Source organism: Ornithinibacillus gellani (assembly GCF_003730295.1).
In the GTDB taxonomy this organism is placed as follows: domain Bacteria; phylum Bacillota; class Bacilli; order Bacillales; family Amphibacillaceae; genus Ornithinibacillus_A; species Ornithinibacillus_A gellani.
The window spans coordinates 304,014-328,870 of sequence record NZ_QTSZ01000037.1; the positions used below are offsets into that span (position 1 = coordinate 304,014).

24 protein-coding genes, 1 pseudogene and 1 riboswitch are annotated in these 24,857 nt (G+C 35.9%); of the genes and pseudogenes, 2 read left to right on the forward strand and 23 right to left on the reverse strand.

Annotation, left to right across the window (positions count from 1 at the left end; translation table 11 throughout):
* Positions 1-29: 29 nt before the first annotated feature.
* From DX933_RS11935 to DX933_RS11945, 3 genes are all read right to left on the reverse strand, one after another.
* Positions 30-1,868: a bifunctional homocysteine S-methyltransferase/methylenetetrahydrofolate reductase gene (locus tag DX933_RS11935; protein ID WP_123316653.1), complete on the reverse strand. Its 1,839-nt coding sequence runs from the start codon at positions 1,866-1,868 to the stop codon at positions 30-32.
* The gene (locus tag DX933_RS11940) at positions 1,865-2,992 is read right to left on the reverse strand and encodes an aminotransferase class I/II-fold pyridoxal phosphate-dependent enzyme (RefSeq protein ID WP_123316654.1); all 1,128 of its coding nucleotides are present in this window, start codon (positions 2,990-2,992) and stop codon (positions 1,865-1,867) included. Before DX933_RS11940 ends, DX933_RS11935 begins: the two co-directional genes overlap by 4 nt.
* Positions 2,993-3,168: 176 nt before the next feature.
* Complete coding sequence (locus tag DX933_RS11945; RefSeq protein ID WP_123316655.1) at positions 3,169-3,348, reverse strand: YezD family protein; 180 nt, start codon at positions 3,346-3,348, stop codon at positions 3,169-3,171.
* 143 nt (positions 3,349-3,491) lie between these two features.
* Positions 3,492-3,594: riboswitch (SAM riboswitch) on the reverse strand.
* Between the two features lie 84 nt (positions 3,595-3,678).
* On the opposite strand from DX933_RS11945, the pseudogene DX933_RS11950 reads away from it, so the two are divergent.
* A pseudogene (locus DX933_RS11950) lies at positions 3,679-4,095 on the forward strand (sigma-70 family RNA polymerase sigma factor); the annotation flags it as partial.
* Positions 4,096-4,162: 67 nt separating this feature from the next.
* On the opposite strand, the gene mtnN reads toward DX933_RS11950, so the two are convergent.
* The 17 genes from mtnN to DX933_RS12035 all read right to left on the reverse strand — a co-directional run bounded on the left by mtnN (position 4,163) and on the right by DX933_RS12035 (position 20,638).
* Positions 4,163-4,852 (reverse strand): 5'-methylthioadenosine/S-adenosylhomocysteine nucleosidase, encoded by a 690-nt coding sequence (gene mtnN, locus DX933_RS11955; RefSeq protein ID WP_123316657.1) that lies wholly within the window; start codon positions 4,850-4,852, stop codon positions 4,163-4,165.
* 17 nt (positions 4,853-4,869) lie between these two features.
* Positions 4,870-5,556 (reverse strand): YrrS family protein, encoded by a 687-nt coding sequence (locus DX933_RS11960; RefSeq protein WP_123316658.1) that lies wholly within the window; start codon positions 5,554-5,556, stop codon positions 4,870-4,872.
* 369 nt (positions 5,557-5,925) lie between these two features.
* Positions 5,926-7,299: a type VII secretion protein EssB/YukC gene (locus tag DX933_RS11965; protein ID WP_123316659.1), complete on the reverse strand. Its 1,374-nt coding sequence runs from the start codon at positions 7,297-7,299 to the stop codon at positions 5,926-5,928.
* Between the two features lie 24 nt (positions 7,300-7,323).
* The gene (locus DX933_RS11970) at positions 7,324-8,223 is read right to left on the reverse strand and encodes a serine/threonine protein kinase (protein WP_123316660.1); all 900 of its coding nucleotides are present in this window, start codon (positions 8,221-8,223) and stop codon (positions 7,324-7,326) included.
* 24 nt (positions 8,224-8,247) lie between these two features.
* Complete coding sequence (locus DX933_RS11975) at positions 8,248-9,180, reverse strand: PP2C family protein-serine/threonine phosphatase (RefSeq protein ID WP_190279506.1); 933 nt, start codon at positions 9,178-9,180, stop codon at positions 8,248-8,250.
* Positions 9,177-10,712, reverse strand: a complete 1,536-nt coding sequence (locus DX933_RS11980; RefSeq protein WP_123316662.1) for a DUF6382 domain-containing protein — start codon at positions 10,710-10,712, stop codon at positions 9,177-9,179. Before DX933_RS11980 ends, DX933_RS11975 begins: the two co-directional genes overlap by 4 nt.
* A gap of 21 nt (positions 10,713-10,733) precedes the next feature.
* Entirely contained in the window at positions 10,734-11,252 is a 519-nt protein-coding gene (locus tag DX933_RS11985; RefSeq protein WP_223805955.1) for an A24 family peptidase, read from the reverse strand.
* A gap of 33 nt (positions 11,253-11,285) precedes the next feature.
* Positions 11,286-11,879 (reverse strand): TadE/TadG family type IV pilus assembly protein, encoded by a 594-nt coding sequence (locus DX933_RS11990; protein ID WP_123316664.1) that lies wholly within the window; start codon positions 11,877-11,879, stop codon positions 11,286-11,288.
* Between the two features lie 24 nt (positions 11,880-11,903).
* A complete protein-coding gene (locus DX933_RS11995; protein WP_123316665.1) occupies positions 11,904-12,500 on the reverse strand; it encodes a hypothetical protein in 597 nt (198 codons plus the stop codon).
* Positions 12,501-12,599: 99 nt separating this feature from the next.
* Complete coding sequence (locus tag DX933_RS12000) at positions 12,600-13,259, reverse strand: hypothetical protein (RefSeq protein WP_190279507.1); 660 nt, start codon at positions 13,257-13,259, stop codon at positions 12,600-12,602.
* 21 nt (positions 13,260-13,280) lie between these two features.
* Complete coding sequence (locus DX933_RS12005; protein WP_123316667.1) at positions 13,281-15,545, reverse strand: TadE/TadG family type IV pilus assembly protein; 2,265 nt, start codon at positions 15,543-15,545, stop codon at positions 13,281-13,283.
* Between the two features lie 35 nt (positions 15,546-15,580).
* A complete protein-coding gene (locus tag DX933_RS12010; RefSeq protein WP_123316668.1) occupies positions 15,581-16,186 on the reverse strand; it encodes a TadE/TadG family type IV pilus assembly protein in 606 nt (201 codons plus the stop codon).
* A gap of 30 nt (positions 16,187-16,216) precedes the next feature.
* Positions 16,217-16,408 (reverse strand): Flp1 family type IVb pilin, encoded by a 192-nt coding sequence (locus DX933_RS12015; protein ID WP_123316669.1) that lies wholly within the window; start codon positions 16,406-16,408, stop codon positions 16,217-16,219.
* Positions 16,409-16,448: 40 nt separating this feature from the next.
* A complete protein-coding gene (locus tag DX933_RS12020) occupies positions 16,449-17,312 on the reverse strand; it encodes a type II secretion system F family protein (RefSeq protein WP_123316670.1) in 864 nt (287 codons plus the stop codon).
* 6 nt (positions 17,313-17,318) lie between these two features.
* Positions 17,319-18,269, reverse strand: a complete 951-nt coding sequence (locus DX933_RS12025) for a type II secretion system F family protein (protein WP_123316671.1) — start codon at positions 18,267-18,269, stop codon at positions 17,319-17,321.
* On the reverse strand, positions 18,262-19,458 hold the full coding sequence (locus tag DX933_RS12030) for a CpaF family protein (RefSeq protein ID WP_123316744.1): 1,197 nt from the start codon (positions 19,456-19,458) through the stop codon (positions 18,262-18,264). Before DX933_RS12030 ends, DX933_RS12025 begins: the two co-directional genes overlap by 8 nt.
* A 64-nt stretch (positions 19,459-19,522) precedes the next feature.
* Positions 19,523-20,638: an AAA family ATPase gene (locus DX933_RS12035; protein ID WP_190279508.1), complete on the reverse strand. Its 1,116-nt coding sequence runs from the start codon at positions 20,636-20,638 to the stop codon at positions 19,523-19,525.
* A gap of 599 nt (positions 20,639-21,237) precedes the next feature.
* On the opposite strand from DX933_RS12035, the gene DX933_RS12040 reads away from it, so the two are divergent.
* Positions 21,238-22,659 (forward strand): TcaA 3rd/4th domain-containing protein, encoded by a 1,422-nt coding sequence (locus DX933_RS12040; RefSeq protein WP_123316673.1) that lies wholly within the window; start codon positions 21,238-21,240, stop codon positions 22,657-22,659.
* A gap of 226 nt (positions 22,660-22,885) precedes the next feature.
* On the opposite strand, the gene greA is transcribed toward DX933_RS12040, so the two are convergent.
* The 3 genes from greA to DX933_RS12055 form a co-directional block, all read right to left on the reverse strand.
* Positions 22,886-23,362, reverse strand: coding sequence for a transcription elongation factor GreA (greA, locus tag DX933_RS12045; protein WP_123316674.1), 477 nt, complete (start codon positions 23,360-23,362; stop codon positions 22,886-22,888).
* A gap of 179 nt (positions 23,363-23,541) precedes the next feature.
* The gene (udk, locus tag DX933_RS12050; protein WP_123316675.1) at positions 23,542-24,174 is read right to left on the reverse strand and encodes a uridine kinase; all 633 of its coding nucleotides are present in this window, start codon (positions 24,172-24,174) and stop codon (positions 23,542-23,544) included.
* Positions 24,171-24,833: an O-methyltransferase gene (locus DX933_RS12055; protein ID WP_123316676.1), complete on the reverse strand. Its 663-nt coding sequence runs from the start codon at positions 24,831-24,833 to the stop codon at positions 24,171-24,173. The genes udk and DX933_RS12055 overlap by 4 nt, the downstream gene beginning before the upstream one ends.
* Between the last annotated feature and the right edge of the window lie 24 nt (positions 24,834-24,857).

Genomic DNA, 24,857 nt, shown 5'->3' on the forward strand with positions numbered 1-24,857 from the left:
TTCCCTCCAAAATTTTATAAGTACATACTTCAAACCAATTGTTTAAATGCTTTTTGCTTTGTTCGTTCATGAATATAATGAACCAATTCAATCATCATGTCGTACCGAAGAAATGGAGTAATTAAATATACTCCATTAAAATATACCAAGGCTTCATCGATTAATTGTTTGGTAATCTGTATAGATTCTTCAATCGATGCAGCAGCGTCATCCGAAACTTGCTTCATCCTTGCCCGAACGTCATCGGGTAATTTAATTCCAGGTACCTCATTGTGCAGAAATTCTGCATTCCTGGAAGAGGTTAACGGCATAATGCCTACAAATATTGGAACGTTTAAATGTTTGGTTGCTCCACTTAATGTACGGAAAACACTTTTTTCATATATTGGCTGCGTTAGAATATAATCGGCACCATGTGCTAGTTTTTTGTCCAAACGTTGGACGGCTCTTTCCATATTAGCCACATTTGGATTAAATGCCGCTGCCACGGAAAACGACATTTTTTCACGTAATGACTGTCCGGAAAATGATACGCCTTGATTACCCTTTTTAATTAATTCTATTAATTTAAATGAATTAACATCGAATACGGATGTTGCTCCGGGAAAATTACCAATTTTAGTTGGATCTCCTGTAATTGCTAATATTTCCGTAATGCCAAGTGTGTGCAACCCCATTAAATGAGCTTGTAAACCAATCAGATTACGGTCACGACAGGTTAGATGAACCAATGGCTTGATCCCCATCTGTTGCAGCTTTACTGCTATAGCAACATTCGATATACGTGGTGTTGCAAGAGAATTATCTGCCAACGTAATCGCATCTATTCCTGCAGCCTGAAGTGCCTCAGCGCCTTTAAAATATTCATTCGTATCCAAATGCTTCGGTGCATCCAATTCCACTATTATTGTCGGCCTTTCTTTCGCTAATTCTGCAATTGATGTTTCCGTTGGAGTACGTTCCTTCAATACTTGAATTTCTTCAATTTGTTTAACATCCTTTCTTTGCAAAGGTGCTAAACCTTTTAACCCCTCGGAAATTGCTCGAATATGCTCTGGTGTCGTACCACAACAGCCGCCAATTAAACGTACACCCTGATCACGAAAGTCCTTTGCACAGGCTTTAAAATAGTCTGGTTCATTTTCATAAAATAGTACGCCATCTCGATAAGCTGGTAAACTAGCATTTGGGTATGCAGCCAAATATGCTGTATTTGGCAAAGCTACAGATTCTAATGAAGCAATCATTTGGGCGGGACCAAGCCGACAATTCACCCCAACAACATCTGCACCGGAAGAATCTAATACCTTTAATGCTTCCTGAAGTCTCATGCCATTCTCAAGAATGCCTGGTTCATGCATCGAAACGTTCGTTATGATTGGAAGATCCGTCTCCTCCCTTGCAATCGCTAATACCATTTGCAGCTCCGTAAAATCATAATAGGTTTCCAGTACGAGCCCATCCACCCCTTCAAGCAGCAAACAATATAATTGTTCTCGGAAACTTCTTTTAATTTCTTCTGGTGACTCAACATGATTTTTCCCACCATGGATTCCACCAATATTCCCAATAATATATGACTTGCCTTTGCTTGCTCTTTTAGCAATACGAACCGCTGACTGATTGATTTGTTTTACTTGTTCTTCCAATCCATATCGAGCGAGTTTAATATAATTTGCTCCATAGGTATTTGTTTGTATTACCTCTGAGCCAGCATGTATATATGCCTCATGGATATGTTGAATTTGTTCTGGATGTGTCATATTAAGGGCATCAAAGCTGCGATCCACACCATGTGAATATAAAATGGTTCCCATGGCACCATCAGCAATCACCATGTTATTTTTCAGCTTTTCTAGTAATTTCAAATTGTTTTCACCTCGAGCCTCGACACCCTTTCGAATGCTTGTTTAAGATCAGCAATTAAATCATCTGGATGTTCAACCCCAACAGATGCACGTAATAGTCGATTCGATAAACCATAAGACAACCTTACATCTTCAGGGATATCCCCATGCGTTTGCGTGGTTGGATAGGTTAAAAAGCTTTCCACTCCTCCTAAACTTTCAGCAAATGTAAAAATATTTAATGCTTTTAAAAATGGTTCGACAAGTGCTTCCTCCGTCAATTCAAAACTGAGCATACCACTGCGACCAGGATAATAAACTGCTGTTACCAGTGGATGAGATTCCAAATATCGTTTTACTGTTCTGGCATTAATTTCGTGCTGATTCATTCTTAGTGCTAATGTTTTTAGCCCACGAATTAAATTCCAACAATCATAAGGTGACAACACAGATCCAATAGAATTATGCAGGAAAGCTAGTTCTTCCGTGAGTTGCTTGCCTTTTACAATTACAAGTCCGGCAAGTACATCATTATGGCCAGCCAAATATTTTGTAGCACTATGTACGACAATATCTGCTCCCTCATCAATAGGACGTTGGATATAAGGAGAATACAATGTATTATCAACAATGTGCAATATATGATGATTCCTTGCAATCGCCGACACCTTTTGCAAATTAGCTGTTTGCATTAATGGATTCGTTGGTGTTTCAATAAAAATTGCTTTTGTATTTGTTTTAATGAGTTCGGATATATCTGCTTCATCTTCTCCATCCCAATAAGAAAACTCAAAGTCATATTTTTCTTGCAGCACATTAAATAATCTGAAACTGCCACCATAAATATCACGAGAAGAAATAAAATGTGATCCTTTTTCAAATAAACTAAATACAAGATGAATGGCCGCCATGCCAGAAGACGTTGCAAATGCTTGATCACCTCCTTCTAATTTAGCAATCGCTTCTTCCAGCACTGTTCTTGTTGGGTTTCCCGTGCGAGTGTAGCTGTAACCCTCTTCCACCCCAATTTTGTCATGTCGATATGCTGTTGAAAAATATAATGGTGTACTGATTGCGTGATGCGTTTCATTTTTCTGATTGCCAATTTGCACTAAAAATGTTTCTGCTTTATTGTTTGTAGACATCGTTTCCATCCTTTCCTTGGATTATTTTTCTCTATATTGTTTAGATATTTCCTAACACTTCAATAATGCTCTTGAATTCACTTGTTCTGTTTTAAGCTACAAAAAAAGACATCTAACACATTCCATCTAATTATAGAAGGAAGTGCAGATGCCTTTAGTTGTCTAATCAGCATCCATTATTTAGTTTTAGTTATGCGTTTTAGCTTTTGCTTCGGTTGGTTTGGGAATCTTCTTTTTTCGGTTGTTTCAATTTGGGTTATTTTCCCTTCATGAACAACGATATGGATTGTTCCATAATTAATTTCTTCCAGATTTTCTAATATATAATCCAATTGTTCATCATTATATTTGCTCACTATACGTCTCCCTTCCTTTTCACATACTGTCAATTTGGTTGATTTATGCCTATGATCGAGAGCTTATTATTCGTTTCGTTTTTCACATAAAAAGACCCCTTCTTTTCATAAGAAGAGGTCGAAATATCCATATGTAATCGCTCTTCTTATCTGTCAGGCATGACGCTTGCTGGAATTGGCACAGTACTATTCAAGTCTGTTGCCGAGGCTTCAAAGGGCCAGTCCCTCCACCTCTCTTGATAAGAAATTATTTAACTATTTAAATTGTATTATCACTTTACACTCTTTATGAAGAGAAGTCAACTGTATTTTTTCAATTGTTCCAATAATTCTTATGACAATGGCCGGAAATTGTACTCCCCACTTGTCTTTACAAATGAAATACTAATGCATCTCCGTGCACTCAAAAAGGTAAAGAAAGATGTTTCATTACATGATCCGATTGGCCAGGATAAAGAAGGAAATGAAATTAGCCTGATTGATATTTTGGAAGCTGAAAATGAAAATATTTTAGAGTTTATCCAATTGAATATGGAGATTGAGAAAATGCAGGATTATTTTTCTATTCTGGACAAAAGAGAACGTGAGGTTATTGTCTACCGTTATGGATTAAACGAATTTCAAGAAATGACGCAGCGAGAAATTGCGCAAAAACTTAATATTTCCCGAAGCTATGTTTCGCGTATTGAGAAGCGTGCCTTAATGAAAGTTTTTCATGAATATTTCAGAAGGGAAAGACAAGGATAACATGACGAAAACCTCTCTCCCATCCCAATGGTTGTACTCGAATGAAAGAAAGGTTCACGTATTCTAATCAAATATCCCGCAGTAATTTCATAGTAAGCTCTGCTGCATTTTGGGCAGCTTGTTTAATGAAAGTGTCAAATGTTATCGAAGATTCTTTTCCTGCTATATCAGAAAGTGCCCGAATAATTACAAATGGTTTCTGATACTGATAGCAAACTTGTGCTATCGCTGCTGCTTCCATTTCAGCAGCAATCATGTCAGGAAATTGCTGACGAACATCTGCCACACGTACTGGGTCAGACATAAAGGAGTCCCCTGTAGCAATCACACCAATTTCAGCGCGTATAGACATCGCATCAATTATATCCTTCGTCTTTTTCACAAGCTGTTTGTCTGCATGAAACGCAGCTGGCATACCTGGAACCTGACCATATACATAGTCAAATGCAGTCACATCTACATCATGATGCAATACTTTACTAGAAATAACAAGATCGCCAACCTGCAATTTATCCGAAAAACCACCAGCTGAACCTGTATTAATAATAAAATCAGGTGTAAAGCGTTCATGTAAAATAGTTGTTGCCATTGCAGCATTTACTTTACCAATTCCGGATTTGAGTAACACAACCTGTTGATTTTCCAATTGCCCACTTGTAAATTGGCAGCCAGCAATGCTCCAACTTTCCACTGTTGTCATATTTTCTAGTAATAATTCTACCTCTTCATCCATCGCACCAATAATACCAATTGTCATGCCATTTCCCCCATTAATCAATAATCTACTTCTTTAAGCTGCTCTACCTTTGTTGGCTGCCAGCCTCCATCATCATTCCATGAAAGATATACTCGGTAAATTTCCGTAATTTCATTGTTCGAAACCGTAGCAACTACCTTTTGGTCACCACCATTGCCAATCCAATGTTCAATCATATCATCTTCCGCAAGCCCAGTTGCATACGTTACAGCCTGCCTAATCTCGATACGGTCTGCTGAACCATCATCATAAGTCGTTGTGTGTGGACCTGTCTGTTCTGTACCAACAGGCTTCCAATTACCTGTATATGCTTCAATTACGTTTGGATCATCCGTGCTCTCTACAGGTTCTGTTTTCACTTCTTCCTCATCTGAAGCATCTTCGTCTTCTTTATCTTTCTGTGAATCTTCTTGATCTTGATCCGATTCGTCTTTTGACTCATCTGTTTGTTTATCATCTGCATCGGATTCATTGGTATCTGCAGACTCGGTATCTCTCTCATCAGTGGACTCTTGAATTTCTACGTTATTTTCATCCTTTTTAGCATCATCCTGCTTGTCTTTGTCACCGCCACCAAAAATCCATATACCAATTAATACAATTAGTAGAACGGCAGCTAATATGGAGAGAATCGTAATAGTTTTAGTGTTTTTTCTTCTTTTTTCAAATTTATCAACACGTGTATTTTTATCCTGATCTGTCATTGATCTTCTCCTTTCATCCTTACCATTCTATAATAGCATAACTTTAATAAACGGATAAACTTCTATCATTAAGATTAAATAACAATTTCAGATGGTAAAAAGATGAATTTAAATTGTTATGAGGCTGGGACAAAACATAAATTATCGGTTTAAAAGACGAACAATCACATGAATTAGCTCAGGGAATATACGTAGACTCCTGTGGGAGCAAAGAGCCATATAAGACCCCGCAAGGCGAAGCCTGAGGAGGCTTATTGCTCGCCCACGGAATGCGAAGTATATTCCCTGAGCGGGGTGTCCTACTTATTAAATGTTCGCTTTTTGATTGGATAGAAATAGTATTGTCCCAGCCTCATTTTTTGTACAATTCTATTTATTTAACTTTTTCAGTTCCTTTTCTATTTTGTCTATTTGCTTCTTTTTATCATCTTTATCTAACTTTTTATCTTTTTTCAAGTGGGCAATCTTTTGCTTCAGACTCTTTTCTTGTAAATATTCATTTTTCATTTGTTTCGCAAGCTTTAATGCTTCGTCTGGATTTTGCAATTGTAAATAGCTTTGAGCAGCCAGCAGCTTGGATCGCTTATGGTCAGATACTTCTTGTGCAAGGTCAATTACCTGATCATATTCTTTTTTCAACCATGCTTGTTCTACCTTCACTTCGGTTTTCTTCGCGGACACATTTAATATAATATCATTAGCTTCATCTGTTTGAAGTGCAGCAAGTGCATCTACTGCTTGTACCTGAAATGCTTTGTGCTGTGAAGCTTTTTGTAAACTATCTGCTGTATTCAGCTTGAGATACTGTTGAAACAATACCGATTCAGCAGACTCATCCAGATGTGGGACAGATTCCAGTGTTTGCGCAGCTTTCTCTGGATCGTCAGCTAATGCAAATTGATAGCCTTCACGCACGGTCGCTTCATCCTTCAATTTATCCTTCATGTCCGTATATTGTTCTTGATTCTTTTTATTCGTTGCTTTCATTTCGGACACCGTATTTGACAATGGAAGCACCTGGAATATATACAAAACAACTAAACCGATTAAGATACCGACAAGGAGTGCCGTTAACGGTGTCCATTTCGTTTGTTTCCCTTTCGTCATTGGGGATTTTGGTGTTTTTACTATTTTATTTGTAGTAGATTTAGACGTAGGTTTTGCTTCTGTTCGAATGGCCTTTTCCAACTCCTGAACAGAATTAGCCTGAAGAATGGCTTTGATAAAAGGTTGTGCTTGTATTTGTTTGGAAACATTCCCTTTTTGTATCTCTGCTAAGCTGTTATTAGTATATAGAAACAACAAAATATGCTTTAATCCAGTTACATACTGCGTCGCAGACATATCCATTGGCGGGAGAACAGATCGAATTCCCCGATGGGCAATTTTTAGATCTCCCTCAGCATTTACGTAAATATTATTCGGATGAATAATCGTTGTATATTGTGTACCAACTAGCTTGTCAACTTTTAATATGTTCAAAGCAATTTTATCTTTTATAACTGGCTTCACTGCTCTTTTTTGTATCAAAGATTGGTAACTTTTCTCTCGTTTATAATATAACTTAATCACATGTTCATCGACTGTATAATGTTGACAATCAAAAAATAATGTATCTTTTCTTTTTAATTCATCCAGCTGTTCTGCAGCTTGAAGATTTGTTAGCTTTTGAGGGATTTCATAAATCAGAACATCATCATTTTCTGTTATGGTTCCAAATTGTAATGCATATTCATTCCCCATATCATCGCCACCTTCCACACCCCACTATAATATAACGAATAAAATAATCACCATTACGAGTATCGAAACCATAATTCCAAATGCTCGTTTTACTTGTGAGGGTTGTCTCTTCCGTTTATTTTTTAACCTATCATTTGCTTTTAATAATTCTATCTTTGCTTCTCTTATATCTTGAAAACGCTTGTCTGGTTCCAATTCAACCATTTGATTCACTGCATGAATAAGTGGTTTTGGTAATCCTTTCACCAAATCCTGAATCTGCTTTTGTGTGACATAGACATATTTTCCACCTGTAAAAAGATAATACATGACTGCACCAAGTGAAAAAATATCGGTACGTTGGTCTGTCTGTTGTTTTTCAAATTGTTCCGGGGCAGCGAACCCAACTGTACCAATTCGTACTGTATCTGATAATTGATTTTGGCGAAACTTTCTAGCAATACCAAAGTCTATTAGTTTGATGGTACCATCATGCTGTATCATAATATTAGCTGGCTTTAAATCCCGATAAATAATTGGATCTTCTTGCTTATGTAAGTAATGAATTACCGTACAAAGCTGAATTGCTATATCTAGTATTTTCGTAGTGGGAAGTGATTGGCTTTCAGCTATAAAATAATCAGAGAGTACCACACCATCTACATATTCCATAACCAAATAAAAATATTGATCACTTGTAAAAAAATCAACAATTCTAGGTAAGTTTTGATGGTCCAACTCACTTAACAGCTTTGTTTCATCTCTTAATTTACGTGATAACTTGTTAGAAACATTGGACACTTTTACAGCCCACATACGATCTGGATATGCCATTTCCGAAACGAGAAAAACCTCTGACATTCCGCCAGAAGCAATATGCCGCATCACCTTATATTTATTATTTAAGATGGAATTATTTTCTATAAGTATACCGTGTTTACTCATTTACTAACTCACCCATCTCTTATTTTATCGCTTTAAAAAAGATAAAAATGCATTTTTTTTACTAGGAACGGTATTCGCAATATAAGGATTCCGAACAAGCATTAACGTGACATTATCCTTCGCCTGGGAAAAATTGGAGAAATTGATGAGATATTCACATATTGATTGTAAATTGACATACTCTTTTTCCAAATTAACGAGCATATTTTTGATTTCATCATTGGAAAATAAAGAATGAAAACCATCACTGCAAACAAGAAATAAATCACTGGAATCGTACGTACCAATCCGATTGAAGGGCTCAATATGTTCTTCCAATCCAAGGCATTGTGTCAAAGCGTTTCTTTTTGGATGTGTCCTCGCCTGTTCCTCCGTTAATTTTCCTTCCACTACCTGTTTGGCAACCCAGGAGTGATCTTCTGTTAGTTTCACAAGCTCTGGATTAGCTTCCAATAATTCTGTTTGCTCATCTTCTATCAATTCTTGTAATCTGTTTGCATCCTTCGATTCGTGAAAATATTGCTGTAAACCATAGCTCCAGTCTTTCATCCGATATATTCTACTATCTCCAATATGAATGACAGCATAGGAACCATGATATAAAATAAGTAAGGAAGCAGTTGTACCCATTTTTTTTCCGATGTGTTTTCCTGTTACAATGATCTGCTTATTAATTTGCAATAACAGGGTTTTGGCTTCTTTTACAATATGTTGCATAGGTTCCTTTTTTTTCATTAATTTTAAAATGCGTTTATCCCACCATTTTTGAATGGAAGTTATGGCAATACGACTAGCTTCGTCTCCTACCTGGTAGCCTCCCATCCCATCTGCAACTACAAACAACGCAATTTCTTTTCCTTTTGAATCATTTGTAATTCGATGCAGATGTGAATCTTCATTTCTGTTTTTTTTCATTCCTTGATGTGTTGCTACCCCAGTTTGCCAATTTCTACTCATTGTGTATGACTCCATTGAAAGATATAGTTTGCTTTACCTATTTCGATTTTATCATTTTCATTTAAAGCATAAATTTTATAAGGTACCATCACATTATCATTCAGCTTCGATCCATTCTTGGAACCTAAATCCTTGATGCCATAGCTAGCAGCATCTATTTGAATGATTTCAGCATGAATTCTTGAAACACCAATTGCTTTTTCTTCATAGTTGACAGAAGCAGCATTTCTACCTATTAAAAAGTTATTAGCACTGACAACAATTTTTTCTTCTTGGCCATCGTCTAATTGTTTAATAAGTAAGGGAATAGCGACTATTTCTGAATCCATCGATAATGCTGCTTCATCGTCTCCTAGTAAAACAGTGTCGTCATTTTCCTCTGAAAGTAGTGTTGTATCCTGTTCTGTAGAAGGAATAGACTGTACACTTATTGCTTCAGGTTGAAAAGACATTTCAGGTTTTGTATTTACTGTTTGTGGTGAAACGACAGGTGAATCAAATGTCTGCGCACGTTTAGTCGGTGATTTTTGCTTTGGTTCTGCTTGTTTTGGCTTCGGTTTTTGTTTTTCAGTGACAGGCTTTTCTGGCTGTTCGACTATTACTTTCTTAGCACCGGGGCGCCAAATTTTCATAAATATGAATACACCTGCAAGAATAGCAACTGAAATGCCAATACAAATGCTAAGCATCATCTGTGTTGTATTCATTTCATATAGTTTCCAAGTAATACCAATAGCTAATAATGCTCCAGCCCAAATATATACCTTTGTTCTTGAAGTTAAAGGTGGCAGACTTCGCTTTGTTTTCTGTTTCGTAGTGACTTGAGTCGTACTTACTTCCTCCGCCACAGCTTGTGGTTCCGTCGAAGTGTCATTGGCCTGTCCTGTACCATCTTGGAGCTGCTGTGATCCTTGTGAAGAAGTAATTTGATTCACATTGGAACGTAAAGATACAAGCTCTAATAACAATTTCTTTAAGCCTTGAAGACTGAATGAACTTTGCTTCATATAATTAAGCACACTTTTAAATTCATTAGCTTGAAGGCCATCCACTTCTCCGGCTAGATCAGTAAGTAATTTTTTCACATCTTCTTCAATTGTTGTATCTCGTTTCATTTCTTTTACCGGTAGATAGGCTAAGCGAACATCACTTGTATGTGCACCAATATAAACAAAATCTGTATGTAAAATAAAGTTATTTTGGTTGAGCATATAAGCGCTACTATCTTCCAATGCCGTTACAATAGCCAAAAACAATTGATAATAATCATTCATCGTTGTACTATTGTCTCTAAAATATTTAATTACCTTTTGTTGTGAAGTAATATCGAAATGAAGCTTTGCTGCCATATCAATGTGTTCAACACTAAGAGGTAACAAGTGCGGGATTGGATTTGATTGAATCATTTTTAATTGGACTGTATGCATGTCATCTTCCGTTAGATTTCGACCATTTCTTTCACTAAAAATGATAGATTGACCATTTTGATAAGAAAAGTCATATTGTAGTCCATTGATTGACATTGATTCCATGAATCTTTCCTCCTGTTAACGTCAAATAAATGTATAGTAATAAGTCATTGCAACTGCTGGAATAACAGCATACATAAACGGAAACCTTGTGGCTTTTGTCGTTTTGTATTCTTCTAGACTTGAGAGGTCCTTTGAAAATATAGAACCAAGAATATGAAAAAATGCATTCATTAGCTTCTGAAGGAAGGTTTTGGTAAAGAGTAATATAATAATAGCAATAATCCCAGCAAAGATAATGGAATACATCATCATATATAAAACCATTTGCACTCCAACAATTGCACCAATTGCAGCAAAGAGTTTCACGTCTCCTGCTCCAATTGCTTTAAATATATAAAGCACCATAAAAATTCCGCCCGCTACCAGCAATCCAAGAAATGAGAAAATGAGCCCATCAACACCATCTAAAATAAGGTGAAGCAAGATTCCTGCAAGCATCCCCCCGGCTGAAAGCCAGTTTGGTATCTTATGTTTTCTCACATCTATAATAAAAGCAGCAATTAAGAATATAAATAGAATATAATCTGCAACTTGCAGCAAAATAAATCCCCTCCAACTGGCACTGCTACCTGTTTATGATCCATTCCATAAGCGCTCATAAGCTGTTTTTTTCAAGACAATCGTTTTATCTACAAAAGGAATGGTAATATCAAATACATATTCAACGTCTATCTCCAGATAGCGCCCGCTTCCAAAAGCTAGACTTGGAAGCTCCACCTTGGTAACATGTAGATTTTCAGGTTTAAAAAAGTTCCAATTTCCTGTTGCCTGCTTAAATTTATCTTCTAGAATGGGTTCCACTGCAGAAGCTGCCAAACCTTCAAACAGATTTTCAACTGATGCAGCAATATCTATACCAAAAAACTGAAGACCTTCGTTCGCCCATTCAATAGCACCAGTAATGTCAATCTGATTTTCGTTCTCAATGGACTTAATTTTATCGTCAATGATGGAAGTTACGCTACTTTTGGCAATATCGGCAGGATATGCATATGAAACAACGAGTTCGGTAGTTTCTGATGCGGCCTTATATAAAGCCATATCTGCCACAGCCAGTCTGATAAGTGTTGCCAAAAATACAATAAACAGCATGAAAAGTGGTAAAATCATCGCCGCTTCTAACGTAATGCTGCCATTTTCTTTACGTATGAATTTTCGGATAGCCATCACCCCTCTAATTCCGCACAAGCCCTATTCTGCGTCTTGAGCATTAAACTCCCAAGAAACTTTATTAAGATAGTATTCATATCCAAAATAAATGATATATTGATCTGTTTTTTCATCAGCAATCATTAATATATCACCTGTTTTTTCCTTACCTGTTGGAATGGTATCTCCTTCATTCATAGAACCGTCAAACTGCGAAATCTTACTTCCCATACCAAGTAAATCTTGTCGTTTCGTTATTTCTCCATTTTTTAGTGCATCCGCTTTGGAACCATCTACTAAAACAGGATATTCAACACCCTGTCTAGGTATATCAACTTCGCCGTGATTTTTAATCGTGAAATTACCCAAAACATAATTTTCCTTTTGTCCATTCAATTCGTCACGTAATGAAACGGAATTTAAGGTAATTTCAAGGATATTTCTATTTTTAACGTCAACGATAAAACCCGTTTCACCAATTTGGAGACCAAATTGATCTTTAATTTCAATTGGATCGCTATTCGCATCTGCAATTAATTCTTCAGGCACAGGGCTTTTTTTCGTTTCTTTTTTATCCGAATTACTGCAAGCTGCTAATACAATAGCTATAAAAATTAAGGCAATAAATGTTTTTTTCATTCTATACTCCTTTGAGATGTTGCTTCATTAATCATTTCTATAACATTATGATAATAAGTTGATTGGCTGAATATTAATTCAGCCAATCGAAAGCTTATATTACTTTAGGTCTTCTGATTTAATATTCCAGATTACTTGATTACTACTTCCACCAGCTACATTTCCACTCACTTTACGGAAATAATACGCATCCGCTTCAAAAACTTCCGTAATAAATTGTGCGGACTGTTCTTCACCTGGTTCAATTTCTCCTTCAAAATCTTTAACAGCATCAAATGCACCAACGGCTCCAATCGAACCAGAACCCTCCAAATTATCCGTTACTTCCATTGCTCCAATAACATCTTCTGCATTTAATGCTTTATCACTTGTATTTTTTATCGTTACATCTAGTAGAATCCAGTCATCCAATTGTGATTCAATTCCTTCAAAATCATAGCCTTTTAGTTCAGCTGCCGATACAGTCATATCATACGTTCCCAGAGTTGTATCGAAATGGCCAGTGTCACCTAACACCAAATCTAGTTGATCCTCTCCGTCTATTTCTCCAGGCTTACTTTCTTCATCATCAGCATTCTCTGCTTCTTCATTTTCATCATCAGCATTTGCATCTTCATTATCTTGATTCGTGTCATTGCTTTCCCCGGATTGTTCTTCGGATTTTCCTTCGTCGTTATTCTCCTTATCTTTGTCGCTGCATGCTGCAAGCGTACCAATACTTAAAATTAACACTGCAAAAATAGTTAATAGTTTTTTCATCATAAACACCTCTCCAAAGAATTAATAAGAAAAATTAACCTTCTTTTCAATATAGAATTCATTTCCTTCGACACGACCATTAATTGCATCCGTATTTTCCAACATTTCAATGATTTGTGGTAAAAACCATAGTTTAACAGTTGCAGTAGCATCTGCTGAAACATAGGTTGGTGCCTGTTCCAGATCACTACTTGTTTCTAAATCAGTTACTGCCATGAGTCTTTCAAATTTGCCACCCTCAAAGTGAAGCAATAAAAATAATCTTAGATGATCCTTGTAATCCATTTTTGGCATAATGTTTTTCTTTGTAAGTTTTACATGAAATAAATTGACTGGCTTTCCATCAGTTATATTTACCATGTCTTCATATGTCATCATAAAAGCATATGCGAGAGCATATACCCACATATAGGGACCAAAAACTTTTGCTTCCTTTTGCATAAATCCGGCGGCTAAATTCAACCCAAACCTTACCATTGTTATTTCACCAATAGCAGCAAAATAATTAAGACCATGGCCATTTAATCCATAGATTACATACTCCACTTGATTATTATCGAATTTATTTGCGTCTGAGCCGCTTTTTTCAAAGTCATGGCTATTATAGCGCAACAGTATATACTCATTTATATAAACTTCATCTCTCGCGTTTAGCAACATATCCCCGATTGCTTTAAACAGATTATCTAAAAATCCAAGAGCCTGATCTGCAGCAGCATCCTTATCATCCATCTCAAACTCTTCATTGTTATTCTCAATAGCATTCCCGTATTTTTCCGCTTTTTCGCGAAGTTGATTGTAATTTTCTTGGTCTTCAGCTATTCCTTTGCCTTCGTTAATACCTTCTTCTATTTCCTCCAAAAGATCTTTATTTTTATCTCTTTCCTCATCGCCTTTTTCTTCTTCTTCTTCCATCTTTTCTTTATTATCTTCATATTTTTTTCGATCTTCGTTGTTCTGTAACAAATCCAATGCCTTATCAATTTCTTCAAGGGTTTGTTCATAGTATTTTCTGGAATTTTCAACGTGATTTAAAATACTATTTTTATTATTTCCATTCCCTTCGAATTTTGCATCAATTGCCTTTAAAAATCCACTTTCCATTTTTTTAATTAATGAGTTGGTTTGTTCGGGACCTTGGCCATTCTTCAACTGTTTTAGTGCTTCTTCTATTGCATCATGAAGCTCCGTAAAGAATTCACCTTTTATTACATAATCATCCAAGGCTCCTTCATCCATTCCAGTTCCTGGCTCAAGTTCATCGGCAATCTCTTTGGCATCATCATAATCATTCGTGCCACCGCTTGATTTATGTTCTTCAATTTTTTCCTTAATTTCTTCATTTAAATCATCGGCCTCTGATACTTTCTCTAAGGCTTGCTCCAATTTATCAGCTGCGGAATTTGATGTTGAAATAATTCCATCAACGAGTGTTCTAGCATTCGTTATGAAATCAGAAGTATGATCTTTTTTATCCTGAATGGATTCACCTTCATCTTCACCTTCTTCGCTATCCTCATCCTCGTCCTCTGATTCTTCACCGTCCTCATCTTGCGCAATAGCTTCCATATCCTCTCTATATCGACTATGCCAATAGAAAATATCATACAGACGATTTACTTCCGGATACTCAGAATGATTTTCATTACTTCCATTCATAATTTGATTCTGCTTTTTCTTCAATATTTCCTTTGCTTCCTTTAGTAATTCTTCTACTTCATCCAGAAGCTCTTCTCGTTCCTTGGAAAGTTCATTCAACGATTTTGATATCTTAACATAGTCAGAAGTTTCTTCCACTAATTCGGAAACAGAGAGAAATTGGGTGATTATTTTTTCGCCTACAATGACCGGAGCTTTATATTTCATTTCTTCTAAAATTTGATAGCGTAAAATGTCCTTATTTGCCAGACTTCTTTCTAAATTTAAATTTAGATTTGTTTCCGCATCAACGGGATTAAGTCCCAGCAAATCAAAACCATCACCATCACCTGACTCTAGATTCTTTGCAAAAACCTCTTTGAAGACGGAATTGGCTTCACCTGAATCCCCATCAAATGCAAACAATCCTTTATCCTGTAGTTTCGTATTATAAGATGCCATTGTTGAACGGAGCGCTGTTCTTGCTGCAGTTTCAGTTTGTCTTTCCGCGATAATTATTCTTGCATAATCTATCAGCACCGCATTAAATAAAAATAAAAATAATGCGATCACAATCAAATAAATAGAAACTGCACCACGTTCATCAATGAAGAATTTATGTATGAATTTTTTAGTTATTTTTTTCAAAGAAAGCCCCCCTTTTATCGGGTGCGCGGTTCATATCATTCCTCTTTATTAAAAAAAGGAAGATATTTTGCAGCGTATTCTTTAAATTTTTTAAAGCCGAAAATCATAAAATCCGTATTTCGAATCATTTCTGTTTGGTCCACAATTGGATGGCTAGCTGTTGCTCCGACTTGGCTGACACCAAGCATATCTGAAATCACCTCTGGTAATGCGAGTTGTTTATTTAAAGATACATTAATCTTTTGTAAAAATAGTCCATTATCAAAAGTAATGTTACCAGCATATTCTCCAGCTCTTGCCTTCTTTTTGGAAACCACCCCATTGTCACTGAGATTCAACCCGAATTTATTGAAGCCATTGTTAGATGTAATCCTCCAATATAATCCGTCCCCGTTAAAAGTTACATAATCAGACTCACCAAGCTCTCTTGTAGACATGTCCATGGTACTACTTTCCCAAGATTGGGCCATTTGACTAGCCAGCTGGTTTGCCTTATATTGCAGGGTGACTTTCTCATAAACTACTAAACTGAAAAAGACGAATAAAAGGACCAAGATAAGTAGGATTGGAAATAGTAATGTTGCCTCAATTGTGAAACTTCCTTTTTCTTCTTTGCCAAAGTTATGAACATCTGCACGCATGATCTTAGTCCTCCCTTCATCTTTTAGTTATCATTCAGATGGATTAAAATTATCAATATTATCATTTCCGAAGCCAACTAACTTTTGAATCCAACCAATAATTGTTTTTCTAAACAACAAGGCAATAAATACAATAACTGCGATAATGAGCATAAGCTCTAGTGTTTGTAACCCTTCCTCATCTTTCCAAAATGTAGTCATAAAATTTTTGAACTTTGTCATCCTTCTACCTCCTGAATAATTTTATATATAATAGCCCACTTTACATAATCGTAATAGCAGGATATCCAACAATAATCATAACGGTAACGAATATTAAAATGAGTGGAAACACCAGCTTAGAAGAAGCCTCTTCACCTTTGGTCTTGGATAATGCTTTACGTTTTTCCCATAATTCATGGGATAGCTCACGCATTGCAACGATGAGATCATTTCCACCCTTACGATAGTTAAGTAAAATAGTCGTAGTAAAAATGGAAATCTCTTGGATTCCACATTTCTTGCTCAGATCATTTAACACTTGATGAAATGGTTCATTACTAACCATTTTATTGACAGTATCCGTTAACTCCATAATTAATGGTGACTTCATATCCTTTGCAGTCGTTACACATCTGACGAGCGCTTGTTGTACTGTCTCACCAGCGTTGACTAGCAGGATGATTTTGTTCACAACTTCCGGTAGTTCCATTAAGATCTGGTCACGACGCTCTTTTTCCTGGGAAGATAATTTACTGACCATAGCAAATGGCATCATAATAACAAACATCAATCCCACAACAAGTATGGTTACGTCTCCCTCGGCTAGTGCAGTGAACATAAATGTTCCCAATAGACAAATAAGAACGGTAGAAAACAGCTGAGCGATATACATTCTTGTATGCTGTAGCGCTGTTCGGTTTCCATATAAACTAATCATCTTTTGCTGTACTTTGGAAATTTGACTGTAAAACCGCTCCATTATTTTTAAAGAATCAATTAAATATAATGAAACAGGTGCCATAAATAAGAGTGGATACTTGTCCTTAAAGCTATCAATAATCACTTCATAACGTGTGCCAACCCTTAAAGATAAAATAAAATAACAGATGATAATAGCAATGGCAATCCCCATATAGACAAACATGATTCATCACACCTTTATATTCATAATTCGTTGACCCAGCCAGTACGAAAACACTAAAATCATTAGGCACACAGTCATAATGATGGGGCCGTTTTTTTCCCATTGATACATCGGTGCTAGATAATCACCAGCACTATATTTTAATAATAGAATCATGGCTAAAGGGGCAATACTCATAATTTTAGATTCAAATTTCTTTTGCGCTAGCATAACAGCTACTTCTTGCTGGATATCAATTTTTTCTCCAATAATATCGGATGTTCGTCTAATCACTTCTACAAGGTTTCCACCTGTTCGTTTACATGTTATAAACACATTTGAAAAGTTTTGAATATCCTCGATATCAGACCTTACACTAAAATCGCGAATAGCATTTTCAATTGTTTCTCCATTTTCTATTCGGCGATTGATAATTTCAAACTCCCGAATAATATATGTGTTAGGATCTGGATATAGTAAATACAAATCTGCTACAACTTCTTTAAAGCTGTTTTCCATCGATCTTCCTGCAGCAAGTGAGGAAGAAAGCGAAGAGATTGCTTCTTTAAATTGTAGTCTTAGCTTTTCTTTGCGTTGTTCCAGCAACTTCTTTTTCTGTATTTTCGGATAGAATAGTCCACAGGCAGCTAAAATGAATGAAGCAATTATGCTCTCATAAAATAAATAGCCGATAAAAAAGAAGAAGCTCGCTGCAAGAATCGCATAATATATATATTGTTTTACGGATAAATGATAGGTAGCATAGTCAACTAAATGTGTGTCAAATTGCCGTTCATTTTTTTCTTTAATCTTTTCCATGAAACGATGTTTTCTTAACATCTCGAGCTCAGTATTTTTTTCCGATGATTCTAAAGAAACTTCATCCTGATTTTTTTCCTTCTTCTTTCTATTGGCTACAATGACAATATAGGTTACAACCAGCGTAATAAGAACAATGATAATTAATATATCAGTCAAGCTGTTCACCCACTATCATTGGTTCTTCCACTTTTATTCCCGCAAGTTGCGCTTTCGTTTTATTTTTAATACTGTTTCCTGTTGCTCTTAGTTCTCCTAAAACAACACCAGTCTCTGTTTCTCCCTCTTCAATAAATTCATACAATGGATTTAATTCAACTTCCCCGTCTTTAACATCTAATACCTCACTAATGGATACAACTTTACGTGTATTATCACGTAGCCTTGTCAAGTGAATCATGATATCAATTGCCGAGCTGATTTGTTTACGAATAACACCTACAGGAAGCTCCGCGCCATTTAATACCATCGTTTCTAATCTACTAAGCATATCTTTGGTTGAGTTAGCATGTCCGGTGGATAAAGAACCATCATGTCCTGTGTTCATTGCTTGCAGCATATCTAGCGCTTCTGCACCGCGAACCTCCCCAACTATAATGCGATCTGGTCTCATACGAAGAGAGGAACGAATTAAATCTCGAATCGTAATTTCTCCTCTTCCCTCTGTATTCGCATTTCTTGTTTCCAGACTTACAAGATTGGGTATTCGTTTAATTTGTAATTCCGCCGAATCCTCAATTGTAATGATTCGTTCATTTGTTGGAATGAAGTTTGATAGTACGTTAAGGAACGTTGTCTTACCAGAACCAGTTCCCCCGCCAATAAAAATATTATATTTAGATATGACAAGTTTTTGTAGAAAATCGGCCGCTTCCTCCGTGATAGAATTTTTTTCAATCAAGTCTTCTATCATTAATGGTTTATCAGGGAATTTCCGAATCGTCATGACTGGTCCCTTCAAAGCGATCGGCGGTAGCACGACATTCACCCTTGACCCATCCTGCAAACGCGCATCAACAATTGGTGAAGATTCATTTACAACTCTATTTACTCGCGAAACAATCGCTTGGATGATATCTTCCAGCTTTTGTTCACTTTCGAATTGTATGTCTACCTGTGTCGTTCTTCCATTTCGTTCTATAAATATTTCCTTATGATTATTAATCATGATTTCAGTGATTTCTGGATCATCTATTAACGGTTGAAGGATGTCATAGCCACGAAATGCATTGTAAATACGCTCGACTAAATATTTAATTTCACTTGATTTAAGTTTTTGTTCCTTTGCATAGTCAAAAACAGCCACTTCAACATATTCTTTTAATTCTTCATTCTTAATGGAATGCATTAAATCTAACGTTTCTCTAAGCTGTTGAATAAGCTTTTTGACAACTTCATCCTTCCCGTTCAATTTATTGTACTCCTTCCTGTTCACGAATTACTTTATCCTGTAAAATAGCTTGGACTTCTTGGTTAAACAATTCATGATTAAGTACTTCTGCACTCTGATTTAACGTGATCCATTCTTGTACAAATGGCAAATATCCTTCTATCACCAATTCTGATTCCCTAGCAGCCTGGACAACTTCATTCGTAAATTTATTTACAATAAAAGTAGATTTATCCTTTAGGATGTTTTCTTTACCAAAAATCTTCTCTTCTGCTTCTAATATGGATGTAACTTTTTGTACACTTTGAGCATCATTACTGAGTAACCAGATAATTTGATCACTTTCCAATAAAGCACGTTGATTTCTTTCATGCAACGAACTATCTAAATCAATAATTATAAAGTCGTATGTGCCTGTTTCGACTATTCCGTTTAACAGCCGTTCTACATCTTCACTATTCAGTTCCAGCATTTCCAAAGCATTGAGTTCAAAATCAAAATAATCAACCATTGAATAAGGATCATATTTCTTTAACGATTCAATTTTGGATAATAGCTGGGGGGATTTAGCTTTCACATAATAAAACAATTGTAAAGATGGATTATCCGCCTCCGACGAGAAAAACAGCTCAGTAGACTGCAGCAGTTCAAGATTCAAATAAAATACTTTATAATTTCTTAATGCCAGCTGTTTACTCATATTCGCAGCGACGGTAGATTTCCCAGTACCACCTGATGGAGAATAAACGGAAATAACTTTCGCCTTCCTGCTTCTTGCAAGCATACGACCTGCATGCTCATTTTCCTCGTAATAAATAGAGAGAATATTTGATACCAACACATTTAAACGTTGATATCGATAAACGGAATGACTTTCTTCATGCGCTACCACTACATCATCATCTAAATAAATAATTGTTGCATCGCCTGTAATCGGAATACTATTATTGAAAAGCTCCCGTGTCGTTAAAAGAATATCAATACTATCATTCTGTTCAATAAAAGATTGCAGCTTTGCTGTCTCTGAAAAATAAGAGATAATAAAACGATCTCCTTCACTAGCATGCCGCATAAAGCTTGAAAAAGATTCTAAATAATCAACATTACTATCTGCAATTACCATTCGAATTCGTTTCACAACTGACACCACCATAAAGTTATAGATGATTGCAAATTCAATATTTCTGTATGACTGAGATAATATTACTAAATTTGTCATAAAAAAATAAGATGAAAATATAAAAACGGTTCATATGTACTAGTAAGACCGTATAATATCTTGAATTCAGAGTATTTAACCTGTAAGATCAACTATTTAAACATATGACACGAAAGATGGGAAGCTATATTACTATTAATGTTCGATATTTAGACAAAATACGACAAAAACCTACCATTCCTAATCCTTACATTCGGTTTCGCCAAATGTATTCAAATTGGTAAATCATATCATTGGTAAATAAAGTAATTTAATTAGGTTGCAAGACTCAGGAAAATATAACCAATAACTTGCTGAATTGCCATGATAAAATTGAAAATGTAAAGTTGCTGTAACATTGGTAATATCTAATTTTTATCAAAATAACACATGGAACCATTCTCCATTTGATTTAATCCGCATATATAGAATGATTTCCTAATCTATTTGATAACATGATAAAAACAGTTCATAAGTAATATATTATTTTTCAAGCGATATGCTACGCTTATATAAAATGATATAAAGGAGAGAAAAGAATGAAGTGCAAGCACTGCAACCACCATGTAGATCCTGAAAAGCAGGATTTCTGCCCAGAATGTGGAAAAGCAATCAAACAAAATGCTAAAACAACTAAAAAAAGTGGTGGTAAACGAGGGTTATTCCTGATTATTGGACTCATTTCAATCATTATTACACTGAGTGTACTTTTTTTTATTGCCAAGGAAAAGTTTGACCCCATACATAAAATTGAGGCATTTCAGCAAGCAATTGAGGATAAAGATATAGATAAGTTACAAGATATACTTATTTCTAATGACCCAGATTTAAAACTTTCAAAGGATAAAGTTCAAGCTCTTATTGAATATTTAGATGCACAACCAGAACATCTGACTACAATAATAGAATCTCTCAAACGTCATGCAGATAATGATAACGATAGTGAAACGGATGTTTTTGCAACTATTCAATTACAAAAAGCCGGTAAAAAATGGTTGATCTTTGATGATTATCAGCTCACATTAATTCCTGGTTATATTCAGATTTCTACCAAGGATCATCCGGTTGAATTATATATTAATGACGAGCAGGTAGGAACTTCGGAGACAGACAAAGGATTTAATGAAACATATGGACCATTCGTGCCAGGGAATTATACGATAAAAGGTGTTTTTAACGCTGATTATTTAACAAGCGATGCTGAAGAGCAATTGGAACTATTTCAATTAGATAATGAAACGGCAGCAGCTGCAATCGATTTAAATTTAGCTGAGCTAACGGTTGAATCAAAATTTGCAGACGAAGCTATTTTGTATATTAATGGGGAGAAAACCGATATCAAAGTTACAAAAGGGTCACAGACAATTGGACCATTTCCAATGAATGATACTTTTGAACTTCAGCTTGGTACAGCTTACCCATGGAAAGAAATCAAGAGTGATGTAGTAACAAGCGACCAATCGGTCATTCAATTCAAATCAAAGCCACTTTTGAATGAGGAAGAGGAGGAAGAAATTATGAAAGTCGTAAATGAAGTGTTTTCTTCCTATACAGAGGCATTAACTAAAAAGGATAGCAGTCTTCTTTCAGAACACGCAACAGATAATTTGAAAAAAGACTTAGATAAAAAGTTAAAAGAAGTAAAGAAAAGTAATCCCGAGTATGAAGGAAAGCTAATACGTACCCAGTTTAAGAAAAGATGGTTTGAAGACCCAGTATACGATGATAAAAAGCAGGTCTATGTATTTAGTCCAGCAGTCATGCTTACCTATTATGAACCAAAAGGAAATTTAGGCTATATCTTCGAAGGTGATAAAAAGCATGAATTTCTACGTGCCAGGGAATTAAAGGTGATCTTTGATGAAGATAGTGATATGTGGAAGGTGGATTCTCATAAGGAAGAGCATTTCTTTGTATTCGATGACGATCCTTCATTTGAATTAGATAAAAAGAAACAGTAAAAGAAAATTAGTGATACACAACAAAAGAGTTTCAGTAAATTAATTTTTACTGGAGCTTCTTTTCATTTTATTGAATTAACTTCGCATCCCACGGGCCAGACTCCACTGCCATAGAAAGAAATTTAGCTTCTATGTCGCTTAATACTTTGTTCCATATGATTGTTGTTTCCACATAAAAAGGAAGCGTGCCGTACTGGCAGTGCTTCCTTGTTTTATGTGAAAGGTATTATTCTACACTAATAATTTTAACTTGAATATCTCCACCAGGTGTCGCAACAGATACCTCTGTTCCAATTTCGTGACCCAATAGGCTTTTTGCCATTGGAGAATCATTTGATATCTTTCCTTCAAATGGATCTGCTTCTGCACTACCTACGATTATATATGTCTCTTCATCACCATTAGGTAGTTCTTGGAAGGTAACTGTCTTACCCAAGGATACAACATTGGAATTATTATCATCATTTTCTATAATAACTGCATTACGAATCATTTTTTCTACCTGAGCAATGCGGCTTTCCACAAATGCCTGTTCATCTTTAGCTGCATCATATTCCGAGTTCTCGGAAAGATCTCCAAAGTCACGAGCGACTTTAATACGTTCGACAACCTCTTGACGTCGATCGTTCTTTAGGAAATGCAATTCCTTTTCCAGTTTCTCTTTCCCCTCAATTGTCATATAATAGTTTTTCTCTATTGCCATTCCAAACACTCCTTTTTTATCACTGCGCAAATATTGCGTTTCCATCTTATTTCATACAATAATATTTATATCGTATTTTCATTTAATTAGTACATATATGAACCGCTTCTCAATTGACCCATACACTATTCATTACTATGGCAGATTTATTCATTAATTTCAATACATAGTGTTTTACATTATACCCTATTTTTCGTCAAAATTGTTTCAATTTTTGTTGCCATAATATCAATGGCAACATGATTATTTCCACCTTCGGGAATAATGATGTCTGCATACCGCTTGGTTGGTTCTACGAATTGAAGATGCATAGGACGGACATTACTGACATATTGATCAATGACAGAATCCAATGTTCTTCCTCTCTCTTTAATATCACGTAACAGACGCCGTACAATTCTTAAATCAGCATCTGTATCAACAAATACTTTGATATCCATCAATTCAACCAGGCGTGGGTCTTCAAGGATTAAAATACCTTCGATTATAATTGCGTCCCTCGGCTCCACTTGAACCACTTTATCTGATCGTGTATGAAGCTTGTAATCATAAATTGGCTTTTCAATTGGATGGTTGTCAATTAACTGCTGGATATGCTGTATTAATAAATCATTATCAAAAGCAAGCGGATGATCATAATTAGTTTTTAAGCGTTCCTCAAAAGGAAGGTGACTTTGATCTTTATAATAGTAATCCTGTTCTATGACAAGAATGTGTTCATTTGGGAATCGTTTGCAGATGGAACGTGTTACAGATGTTTTTCCGCTACCGCTACCACCAGCAACTCCAATAATGACCGGTTTTTTCTTCACGCTTGATCTACTCCCTCTTGGTTATTTTTATAACTGATGGCGACCCCATCGCCAATAGGGATAATTGTACTTGTGTAAGCTGAATGATTAAATAACTGTTTATTATACGCACGCAACCGTTGTATAACCGTCTTAAATCGTTTGTTTTCGAGCTCGGGATTAGCGACATACCCACGAAACAGAACATTATCTGAGATGAGCATGCCACCTGAAGCTAACATTGGATCGGCAGCCTCAAAAAATCGTTGGTATTGCCCCTTTGCCGCATCAATAAAAATACAATCAAACACTTCACCAGCTGTTGCTAAAGCTGGGATTATTTCCAAGGCATCCCCGTGGATCACTTTTATTTGTGAATCCTTTTTTAATTTTTTAATGTTTTGAACTGCCTGTTGATAGCGGGCGTTATCCAGTTCAATCGTTACAATCGAGGCATTGGGATTTGCCTCTAGCATTCGAAGTGCAGAGTATCCAATAGCTGTCCCAACCTCTAAAATACGTCGGGGCTGATGCAATCGAATCAGCTGCATGACCAATTGCATACTTAAACAATCCATAATAGGAACATGATCTGCTTTTGCTTGTGTCTCTAATTCTACTGCCCAGCCAGGTGTTTCAGGAATTAAATGTGACAGATAATCCTGTAATTCTTCGTTCATGTCTAACCCTCTTCTGTCGGATTT